We start from the raw sequence: 9,274 nt of genomic DNA on the forward strand, positions 1-9,274 counted from the left end.
AACACGGGTACAGCCACGGCCCGCGGGCGCGATCGGCACCTTATCGGTAAATTCGCGACCCGATCACCCCAACCCCATCGCCTCGCGCACCCGCTCGCGATAACTCGCGCCGCTGGCCAGACGCAGCCCATTCGCCAGCCGCAGCACATAGCGCCCGCCGTCGAGATGCTCGATGTCGCGCACCGCATCCACCCGTACGATCCGCGAGCGATGGATGCGCACGAAGCGGCGCGGGTCCAACCTCGCCTGCAGACCGCTCAGAGTCTCGCGCAATACATAGGCCTGGCCGTCGGCGCGCAGCTCGACGTAGTTGCTCTGCGCGATCACGCATTCGATCGTCTCGACCGGCAGCAGACGCAGGCGCGCGCCGACCGGAACCGCGAGCCGCTGCGCGAAACCCTCGGCCGATGCGGCGAACGGCGCCGCCTGCGCCGGCGCGCGTAAGCGGCGAATGCGCTCCAACGCCGCCTGCAGGCGCTCGGCCGAATACGGCTTGAGCAGATAGTCCACCGCCTGCGCGTCGAACGCGCGCAGCGCATGCTCGGCATGCGCGGTCACGAACACCACCTGCGGCCGCTGCTCCGGCGGCAACGCGTCGATCACGCCGAACCCGTTGAGATCGGGCAGACGGATATCCAGAAACACCACATCCGGCCGCAAGCGCCGCAAGGCCGCCAGGGCGCTGTCGCCGTCGCCGCATTCGGCGACGACCTCGACATCGCGCTGCTGCCCCAGCAGACGGCGCAGGCGCGCGCGCGACATCGCCTCATCGTCGACCACGACCGCGCGCAGCGGCGCGCCTATACCGGACCCGCTCGTACCAAACGCGCTCATGCCGCCACCTCGCCGGCCGGCGCCATCCGCAATGGCAATCGCAGGCAGACCTGCGTGCCACCACCGGCGCGCGCGCCGATCTCGAACCGATGATCCTCGCCGTACAGACAACGCAGGCGTTCGCGGGTGTTGCCCAGCGCCAAGCCATTGCCCGGCGGCGCGTTGCGCTGGCCTCCGTCGTCGCTGACTTCCAGCAGCAGGTGGGCATGATCGCGTTGCGCGCACACCGACACCTGACCGGGTGTGGTGCGGGTCGCCACGGCATGATGGATGGCGTTCTCCACCAGTGGTTGCAGAACCAGTTGCGGCACCTGCGCATCGAGCAGCGCCGAGTCGATCGACCACTGCACGCGCAGGCGTTCGCCCAGGCGAATCTTCTCGATGCCGATGTAGTGATCGAGCGCGGCCAGTTCGTCGCGCAAGGCAATTTCCTGGCTGCGCGAACTGTCCAGACTGTGGCGCAACAATGCGCCCAGATCGACCAGCATCCGATCGGCGCCATCGGGATCGCGATGCACCATCTCGGCGATCGAATTCAAGGCGTTGAACAAGAAATGCGGATTGAGCTGCGCGGTCAACGCATCCAGCCGCGCCCGCGCCAGCCGTGCTTCCAGCTGCATCGCCTGGCGCTCGCGACGGCGCGCACGGCGGGCGTAGACCAGCGCATGCGCGACGCCGACGATCATCCAGCTCATCAACAGATTGTTGAGCACGCTGGCGATCAGTACCTCGCCCAATGGCGGTAACACCGCATACCAACCGATCCAACCGTTCAAGCCGATCACCGCCATCGCGCGCAGCACGATCACCAGCGCCACCGCCGCGGCCTGCGCCAGCGCCGCGCGCGCATGCCGGCCGCGTTCGAACGGATAGCGGCGTACCACCCACAGCAGAAACAAGGTGATCGGCACCCATAGCCAGGCGCTGGCCAATTGCTGGCGCAGCGTGTCGGCCCATTGCGGCGCCTGCCCGGCGGCTTCGCGCATGGTCGCAACCTGACCGACCCACACCAGCGCGTTGAGGGTCCACCAGCCCAGCACCACCAGCAGCAGCGACAGTCGATTGCGCATGCCGGCCATGCTGGACCGACGCCGCCGCGCTGGCAATCGCGGAAGCGGCATTGGTCCCGGCGATCCGAGTATTCGTCCCAGCGATATGCGTAAGCCGCATTCGCCAGCGCAGGCTGCGGCCACTTCCCACAGGAATGCCGCCATGTCGCTTCGCTCGCATCTTGCCGTCGCTGTCAGCGCCTGCGCGCTCGCCATCATCGCGATACCCGGCCACGCCGCTCAATCGTGTCCGCCGGTGCGCAAATTCGAAGAAGGCACCATCTCCACGCCGCGCTGGGAGTGGCGTCTGAGTTTCACCCCGACCCGGTTGCGCGCCTATTGGGCGACCACCACCGGCTGGTGGCCGGGCACGCGCGAACGCGCGACCATCATGACCTCGCAACGGCTGCCGTCGGGCTGGAGCACGCCGCAGGTCGCGCCGTTCTCCGGCATCCACAGCGATATGGACCCGTTCGTATCGCCCGACGGCCGCTACCTGGTGTTCTCCTCCGAACGGCCGCGCGCCGACGGCGTGGCGGCGAAAATGGACGTGTGGATCGCCCGCCGCGGCCCGCGCGGATGGGGCGAACCGCAAAACCTCGGCGCGACAGTCAACAGCGGCAGCGACGAGTTGTATCCGAGCATGGACCTGCGCGGCACCGTGTATTTCGCCAGCGACCGCGACGGCGAATTCGACATCTACCGCAGCCGGCGCCAACGCGACGGCCAGTACGCACCGGCGGAAAAAATCGCCGGCGCGGTCAACAGCGCGCAGCGCTGGGAATTCAACCCGGAGATCTCGCCCGACGGCCGCATCCTGCTGTTCACCCGCCTGGATTTCCCCGGCGATCCGCTGCCCGACCTGGGCTACGGCTGGGGCGATCTGTACGCGGCGCGGCAGCAGCGCGACGGCAGCTTCGGCACGCCGAAGAACCTCGGCCCCTGCGTCAACTCCGCCTGGGACGAATTCCATCCGACCGTGCTGTGGGATCGCGGCCTGCTGTTCTTCGCGCGCGATATCGGCCAGCCGAGCGATTTCTATACCACCCGCCTGCGCTTGCCGGATCTGGAGGATTGAGCGCCGCGGATCGAAGCCGCGAGTGACGCGCTCGCGGTCGGCATAAAACTCGGTCGCAACGCAACCGGGTGCGCCCTCTGTAGGAGCGGCGCGAGCCGCGACCGCGCACTCACACGGTCGCCGCGAACCTGCAAGGACGCGGTCGCGGCTCGTGACCGAAGCAAATCCAGCAGGACGCCGCTCCTACAGTGCGAAACCCACATTCACGGCGCGCATCGCCAAACGCGACCGGCATCGCCCCCCACACACCATCGCGCATGACCTTCGGCTCATGCCCTCGCGCACGGCGCGCGCGAGTCTGCCATTCCATCCGTCCGGATCGATGCCGCATGCGCCCGTCCCCGTTCCGTCGTTCCCGCACGCCCCGCCGCGCGTCCGCGCTCGCCTTGCGCGCGGCCGTGTCGCTCGCCCTGGCCGGCACGCTGTGCCTGGCCCTGCCCGCGTTCGCCCAATCCACGCCGGCCGCTGCGGCCGCGCCCGCGGTCACCGTGCAGACCAAGGCCGACAAACTCAAGCGCCTGTACGAGCAGTACTGGGAAGAGCAACTCAAACTCAATCCATTGCGCGCCACCGCGCAAGGCGATCCGCGCTACAACGATCAGCTGCCCAACATCGCCAGCGCGCAGTTCCGCAAGCAAGGCCGCGAATTCACCCAGCGCTGGCTCAAGACCATCGAAGCGGTCGGCTCGCAAGGCCTGTCCGCGCAGGATTTGCTGAGCTACGAAATCTTCGTGCGCAGCGCGAAGATGGATCTGGAATCCGATCGTTATCCGACCTGGCTGCAGCCGATCAACCAGTTCGGAAATTTCGCCTCCAGCGTCGCCCAGCTCGGTTCGGGCACCGGCTCGCAGCCGTTCAAGACCGTCGCCGACTACGACAACTGGCTCAAGCGCGGCGCGCTGGTGCCGGTGGTGTTCGACCAGCTCATCGCCAACAGCCGCGAAGGCATCAAGCGCGGCGTGGTCCAGCCCAAGCCGTTGATGGTCAAGGTGGTGTCGCAGCTCGATGCGCTGGTCAAGGACAAGCCCGAAGACAGCCTGTTCTGGAAGCCGATCGCGAATCTGCCGGCGTCGTTTTCGCAGGCCGACAAGACCCGGCTCAATGACGATTACCGCCGCATGATCGAGACTCAGCTGATGCCGGCTTACCGGCGCCTGCGCGATTTCGTCCGCGACGATTACCTGCCGCACACCCGCGACAGCGCCGGCATGAGCGCGTTGCCGAACGGCGAGGCGTGGTACGCGTTCAACGCGCGCCGTTCCACCACCACTTCGATGACCCCGGCGCAGATCCACCAGATCGGCCTGGACGAAGTCGCGCGCATCCACGGCGAGATGAATTCGATCCTGGTCGAGCTGAAATTCAAGGGCACGCTGCAGGACTTCTTCAAGTTCATGCAGAACGACCCGCGCTTCACCTTCAAGGACGAACCGGCACTGCTCACGCATTACCGCGGCCTGGAAGCGAAGATCAACAAGAAGATTCCCGAACTGTTCTCGCTGACGCCGAAGGCGCCGTTCGAGATCCGCCCGGTCGAGGCGTATCGCGCGCAATCGGCCGCGGGCGGTTCCTATATGCGGCCCAGCGAAGACGGCAGCCGTCCGGGCATCTTCTACGTCAACACCTTCGACCTGCCCACGCGCAAGACCTGGGACGCCGAAGACCTGTACCTGCACGAAGCGATCCCAGGCCATCACTTCCAGTTGGCCTTGCAGCAGGAACTCACCGACCTGCCGAAGTTCCGCCGCTTCGGCGGCGAGACCGCTTTCAGCGAAGGCTGGGGCCTGTACGCCGAATCGCTCGGCACCGCCCTGGGCGTGTACGAAACCCCGTACGACCGCTTCGGTTATCTGCAGAACGAGTTGTGGCGCGCGATCCGCCTGGTCGTCGACACCGGCCTGCACAGCAAGGGCTGGACCCGCGAACAGGTGATCGCCTACATGCTGGCCAACTCGGCCGAAAGCGAAACCCAGTCGACCGCCGAAGCCGAACGCTACATGGCCATCCCCGGCCAGGCGCTGGCGTACAAGATCGGCGAACTCAAGATCATGGAACTGCGCAAGCGCGCCGAGAAAGCCCTGGGCGCGCGTTTCGACATCCGCGAGTTCCACGCCGAAGTGCTCAAGGACGGCTCGGTGCCGCTGGACGTGCTGGACGGCAAGATCGATCGCTGGATCGCGGCGAAGAAGGGCTGAGTCGCGCGATGACGCAAGTGCTCGCCGGTGCGAACCGGCGGGCCTTGCCGTCGTCGCGGCGCGCCGCTCGCTTCGCGCAACGTCCGTTCGAGCGACACGCGATCACGACCCGCGGCGAAGTCTCACCCTGACAACGCGCCTCACACGCCGGCCAGACCCGCGCGGCGGCCGCTTCCGGCCCGCTCCACCGCCACCGTCCGATCCAACCACCGCGCCCGGACCCTCGTGCCTGCCGCCGCCCCCAAAGTGGCCCGCATCGGCGCTACGATCCTTCCGAAGTACGCACTAAGTCAGCCGGCATGACGCCGGCCGAATCGTCGCATCCACTTTGGAGACACACGCAATCGAGGTACTGGCCGACACCGTCCGTCCGCCCCAGGCCACGTTCGGCCAGGCAGATGGCGGAAAAAACGTGACCGAAGCCGCATAATTGCAGGTTGTTGCGCCTCCTGCCGGCTCCTTGCTGGCACACGTCGTCTCACTCAGCCCGGAATACGGATGCCTTCGATTACTGCGCCCTCGCCCCTTGACGCGACGCACGCCGGCCGGCGCGCGGCCGCCGCTGTTCGCCGGCGCCTGGGTCGTTGCCTCGCCGTGTCGGCGCTGCTGCTGGCCGGTTGCGGTCTGGCCCAGGCCCAGGACTGGAGCTATCGGGTCCGCCCCGGCGACACCTTGTGGGACCTCGGCGCCAAGCACCTCAAGGCCGGCATCAACTGGCGCCGCCTGCAGGAACACAACCGCATCGCCAACCCCTATCACCTGCCGCCGGGCACGCGCATGGCGTTCCCGATCGGCTGGCTGCGGATCGAACCGGCGAAGGCCAAGGTCGTCGCGGTGCGCGGCGCGGTCAACGTGCTGGCGTCCGACAACGCGCCGGCCCGATTGGTCAGCGAAGGCATGCGCATCGGCATCGGCAATCGCCTGGAAACCGGCCCCGGCGCCAGCGCGACCCTGGAATTCGCCGACGGCTCGCGCTTGATGGTGCAGGACAACAGCCGCATCGTGTTCGACGAACTCAGCAGCTACGGCAGCACCGGCATGGTCGACACGCGCATGCGCCTGCAGCGCGGCCGCACCAGCAACCGGGTGATCCCGGCCAAGGGCCCGGCCTCGCGCTACATCATCGAAACCCCGTCGGCGACCTCCAGTGTGCGCGGCACCCATTTCCGCGTCAGCGCCGGCGGCGACGGCGCGGCGGATGCGACCGAAGTGCTCGAAGGCAAGGTCCAGGTCGGCGCGCAGCGCCGCCAGGTGCTGGTATTGCCCGGTTTCGGCACGGTCGCCGCAGTGGGCGCCGCACCCACCGCCGCGATCGCGCTGCTGCCGGCGCCGAGCCTGCTCGACGCAAACACGCGCCTCGATCAATTGCCGGCCAATGTGGCGTGGACGCCGGTACAAGGCGCGATTGGTTACCGGGTCGAAGTGGTGCGCGACGATGCGCCGGAAGTGTTGTTGTACGAAAGCCGCGTCGATACCACGCAAGTACGCATCGACGAGCTGCCGGCCGGACGCCAGCGCCTGCTGGTGCGCGCGATCGCCGGCAACGGCCTGAGCGGCCGCGACAGCGAACGTGTGTTCACCGTCAACGATCACCCGCTGCCGCCGCTGACGATCAGTCCGCTCGACGGCCAGACCGTGAGCGTGCCGCGGCCGCGGTTCGAATGGGCGCACGCCGCCGACGCCGAACGCACCCGCCTGCAACTGGCGCGCGACGATCGCTTCGAACAGCCGCTGGTCGACACCGAACTCAAGGGCCAGCGTTATCGCCCCGACGATGCGCTACCGCCCGGCAACTACTTCTGGCGAGTCGCCTCGCGCGACGCCACCGGCCGCACCGGTCGCTTCGGCAATGCGTTGCCGTTCACCGTCAACGACGCGCCGGTCGATCCGGGATTGGAATCGCCGCAGGCGGCCAAGGGCCAACTAACTTTGCGCTGGCAAAAGGGCGAACCCGGCCAGCGTTACCGCGTGCAGATCGCGCGCAAGCCCGACTTCGCCAAGCTGCTGCTCGAGCAAGAGGTCGACGTGCCGCAAGTGGAACTCAAGCGTCCCGGCGGCGGGACTTGGTACGTACGTGTGCAGACGATCGAGGACGACGGCTACGCCGCCCCGTACGGCCCCGCGCAGCAGATCCGCCTGCCCTGTCGCGTGTGCTACGGCGCCGGCGCCGCCGGCGCGGCCTTGTTGCTGCTGGCCTTATGACCCCGAGCGCGCTGTCCAGGCTGATGCGTGGCGGTGCCGCTCTGCTGGCCGGCGGCCTGGCCGCGTTGCTGACGGTCAGCGGCGCGACCTGGCGGCTCGACGATTTTCTCTACGACCTGCACCTGTCGCACTGGACCTACGCGCCCGACGACGACGTGGTGATCGTCGCCATCGACGACCGCAGCCTCAACGACATTGGTCAGTGGCCGTGGCCGCGCGACATCCACGCGCAAATGCTCGACCGCCTCGGCTACGCCGGCGTGCGCGGCGTGGCGCTCGATCTGGTGCTCGCCGAAGCCGACCGCAGCGGCGACGACCACGACCGCGTGCTTGCCACCGCGATGCGCCGGCTCGGCCGCGTCGCCCTGCCGGTGACCACCGCGCCGCTGCGCCAGAACGCGCCGCCGGTGGAAGTGCTGCCGACCCCGGTGATCGCGACCGCCGCGACCACCCTGGGCCACACCGACATCGAACTCGACGCCGAGGGCACCACCCGCGGCATGTACCTCAAGGCCGGCCTCGGCGAATCGCGCTGGCCGGCGCTGGCGCTGGCCCTGATCGGATTGGAACCGGCCAGCGTGCCCAAGCCGCTGCCGGGCCTGCGCCGACCCGCCGACGAACACGGCTCGCCGTACCAATGGACGCGCGACAACTACGTGCGCATCCGCTTCGCCGGACCGCCGGGCACCTTCGGCCAGGTCTCGTATTCGGACGTATTGAACGGCGAAGTGCCGGCCGACCTGCTGCGCGGACGCTGGGTGGTGATCGGCGTGACCGCGACCGGCCTGGTGCCGAGCTACCTCACCCCGATGTCCGACGACCTGCGCATGCACGGCGCCGAGTACCAGGCCAACGTGATCGAGATGCTGCTGCACGATCGCGCGATCGTGCCGTTGCGCCCTCTGTGGCAGGCCTTGCTGGCCGCGGCGATGCTGTTCGCCGTGGTCCTGCTGATGCTGCATCCGCGTTTCCAGCGCCCGTTGCTGACCCTCGGCGCGACCGCGCTGACCACCGCGGCCGGCAGCGTGCTGCTGCTGCGCCTGGGCGACGTGTGGTTCCCACCGGCGACGACCATCGTGATGATCGCGCTGGCCTATCTGGCCTGGCTGATCGCCCACCTGCGCCATTGGCGACGCGAAGCCAACCTCGACACCCTGACCCAACTCGGCAACCGCCGCCGTTTCGATCACGTATTGCAGCGCGAACTGTCGAGCGCGCGCCGCACCCGCGCGCCGATGTCGCTGGCCTTGATCGACGTGGATTTCTTCAAGGCCTACAACGATTCCGAAGGCCACCGCGCCGGCGACAAACTGCTGCGCCAGATCGCCCAGATCATCGCCTCGCACGCGCGCCGCCCGCGAGACCTGGCCGCGCGCTTCGGCGGCGACGAGTTCGCGGTGATCCTGCCCGACACCCACGTCGAAGGCGCCGCCCGCGTCGCCGACGCGATCCTCGCCGACATGCGCAGCCTGGACGCGCGCTATGGCGAAGGCGCGGCGGATCAGCGGGTCAGCCTGAGCATCGGTCTGTACACCTGCGTCCCGGGTGTCCACACGCATGTGCGAACCTTGTTCGACGGGGCCGATGCGGCCTTGTATCGCGCCAAGGAGAATGGGCGCGATCGGCGTGAGGCGGGGCGATTGGGCGAGGTTTGATGTCGCATCGCGGCGGCGCAGGCCGCTGCGATGCGCAGGCCTTTGTCGTGCTTCAGCCCTACCCTGGCCGCTTGCCTTCAACCTTCAACCTTCAACCTTCAGCCTTTGCAGGTCAGCTCAGGCTCTATTTTCAGCCCTTGCCCTTGCCTTGGCTCACGCCCCGTTCCAGTCACAACATCCAGCGCTGCGAGGCTTGTAACTCGCGTTAGCAAACGCACACCCGAAGGGCGGCGTGCAGGATGCACGCCGTGCGCCACCGGG

General features: G+C 68.1%; 6 protein-coding genes. 4 read left to right on the forward strand and 2 right to left on the reverse strand.

What is annotated here, in order from left to right; genetic code table 11:
* Positions 1–63: 63 nt before the first annotated feature.
* Both ASD86_RS07865 and ASD86_RS07870 read right to left on the reverse strand, forming a co-directional pair.
* On the reverse strand, positions 64–834 hold the full coding sequence (locus tag ASD86_RS07865) for a LytTR family DNA-binding domain-containing protein (RefSeq protein WP_056109039.1): 771 nt from the start codon (positions 832–834) through the stop codon (positions 64–66).
* Entirely contained in the window at positions 831–1,904 is a 1,074-nt protein-coding gene (locus tag ASD86_RS07870) for a histidine kinase (RefSeq protein WP_162253625.1), read from the reverse strand. The genes ASD86_RS07865 and ASD86_RS07870 overlap by 4 nt, the downstream gene beginning before the upstream one ends.
* 142 nt (positions 1,905–2,046) lie before the next feature.
* Here ASD86_RS07870 and ASD86_RS07875 point away from each other — a divergent pair, with 142 nt between their 5' ends.
* The 4 genes from ASD86_RS07875 to ASD86_RS07890 all read left to right on the forward strand — a co-directional run bounded on the left by ASD86_RS07875 (position 2,047) and on the right by ASD86_RS07890 (position 9,013).
* A complete protein-coding gene (locus ASD86_RS07875) occupies positions 2,047–2,961 on the forward strand; it encodes a PD40 domain-containing protein (protein WP_056109046.1) in 915 nt (304 codons plus the stop codon).
* 329 nt (positions 2,962–3,290) lie between these two features.
* A complete protein-coding gene (locus tag ASD86_RS07880) occupies positions 3,291–5,156 on the forward strand; it encodes a DUF885 family protein (RefSeq protein WP_056109049.1) in 1,866 nt (621 codons plus the stop codon).
* 594 nt (positions 5,157–5,750) lie between these two features.
* The gene (locus ASD86_RS07885) at positions 5,751–7,358 is read left to right on the forward strand and encodes a FecR domain-containing protein (RefSeq protein WP_235567694.1); all 1,608 of its coding nucleotides are present in this window, start codon (positions 5,751–5,753) and stop codon (positions 7,356–7,358) included.
* The gene (locus ASD86_RS07890; protein WP_082578153.1) at positions 7,355–9,013 is read left to right on the forward strand and encodes a CHASE2 domain-containing protein; all 1,659 of its coding nucleotides are present in this window, start codon (positions 7,355–7,357) and stop codon (positions 9,011–9,013) included. The genes ASD86_RS07885 and ASD86_RS07890 overlap by 4 nt, the downstream gene beginning before the upstream one ends.
* Positions 9,014–9,274: the final 261 nt, after the last annotated feature.

The organism is Lysobacter sp. Root690 (genome assembly GCF_001427785.1).
Classification (GTDB): domain Bacteria; phylum Pseudomonadota; class Gammaproteobacteria; order Xanthomonadales; family Xanthomonadaceae; genus Lysobacter.